General features: G+C 61.4%; 2 protein-coding genes. One reads left to right on the top strand and one right to left on the bottom strand.

Going from position 1 to position 1,404, the window contains the following annotated elements; genetic code table 11:
* Window positions 1-510 (top strand): IS3 family transposase (locus LH128_RS28845; RefSeq protein ID WP_008833240.1); only part of this gene is annotated, 510 nt, incomplete at its 5' end.
* Window positions 511-728: 218 nt separating this feature from the next.
* Here the strand turns inward: LH128_RS28845 and LH128_RS28840 are convergent.
* On the bottom strand, window positions 729-1,404 hold a 676-nt coding region (locus LH128_RS28840), incomplete at its 5' end, for an IS5/IS1182 family transposase (protein WP_008833239.1).

Below are 1,404 nucleotides of genomic sequence, written 5' to 3'. Positions count from 1 at the left end.
TACCAGTTCGATAAACCCCTCACGGCACATCGGACGCAATCTACCCGTCGCCGAAACGAACATCGCATTGTTCACGGCCGACTAGCTATCGTCGATTGGTTCAGCCGCAAGGTTCTCAGCCATCGGATTTCGATCACGCTGGAGGCCGACTTCTGCGTGGAAGCGCTCGAGGAAGCCCTGGCGCGCTATGGCAAGCCGGAGATTTTCAATACAGATCAGGGGAGCCAATTCACGAGCCAAGCCTTCACCGGCGTGCTCCGGCGCGAGGGTATCGCGATTAGCATGGACGGCCGCGGCGCCTGGCGCGACAATGTCGTGGTCGAGCGGCTGTGGCGCTCGGTGAAGTACGAAGAAGTCTACCTGCACGCCTACGCTTCGGTCAGCGAAGCGCGCAACGCGATCGGCCGATATCTGGGCTTCTATAACGCCCGGAGACCTCACTCGAGCCTCGGTGGGCGTCCGCCCGATCAAACCTACTTTGACAATCTGCCACAGGCCGTGGCAGCGTGAATTGGCCGCGACTTGCGGGGCGTCACTCCGGCCGGGCTACGCCCGACCTCCATAACGCCCCGCAGGCGGCAGCTTGAACAACCAACCCGCAGACGATCCACTTATCAAACGTCAAAGGCTGTTCAAACAAACCGAGCCACTTCTGATGAGCCATTCCTTGTCCGTCAGTTCATACCGCCGCCGCGTCATATGCCCTCCGTTTCCGAAGGCCCCCTGAATCACGCCAAGGCCGACAACTCAACCCGGTTTATGAGTTCGCGCCCTACCAACCTCAGAGCTTCTGAAAATGTGGGGGATTTTGACCGCTTACGGATCAGCCGGGAGACATCGCGCCGAGCCTGGCGGCCCACCCGCAGGAATGACTGGCGCAGCTTGATACCGTGCTTGCGGGCAATCCGGTTCAGCCACTCGATGCCGCGTAGCAGCAGGTGGCTGTCGGTGGGATGGGCAATCGCCTTGGTCTGTACAGTCGTGTCCACCGTCACCCGCTCGCAGGCCTGCGGCGGCATTGCCCTTGTTTCCATCGCCACGCGCAGCGTCTCGGCGAGCAGAAGTTCCAGCTTGTCGGCCCCGATCCGGTTCCGCCAGCGCGTCATCGACGAGCGATCCAGTGGCAGCTTGTGGCGGAAGTACTGCTCACCGCAAAAGAATTGGTGGTACGGGTTCTCGACCCAGCGGGCGCAGACGGCTTCGTCCGACAGGCCCTCCATGTGCTTGAGCAGGTGCAGGCCTGCCATTAGCCGCGTCGACAGCCCAGGGCGGCCTTTCTCATGGTAGAACCGTCCATAGGCCGCATCGAACCGTGACCAGTCGATCAGCCCCGCCAATTTCACCAGCGCGTGTTCCATGTCGACCATGTTGTCGAGCTGACTGCGGAACAACTCGTCACTGCGC

Origin of the sequence: Sphingomonas sp. LH128 (genome assembly GCF_000293195.2) — a bacterium.
Lineage (GTDB): Bacteria > Pseudomonadota > Alphaproteobacteria > Sphingomonadales > Sphingomonadaceae > Novosphingobium > Novosphingobium resinovorum_A.
This window is presented reverse-complemented; position numbering and strand designations above follow the sequence as displayed.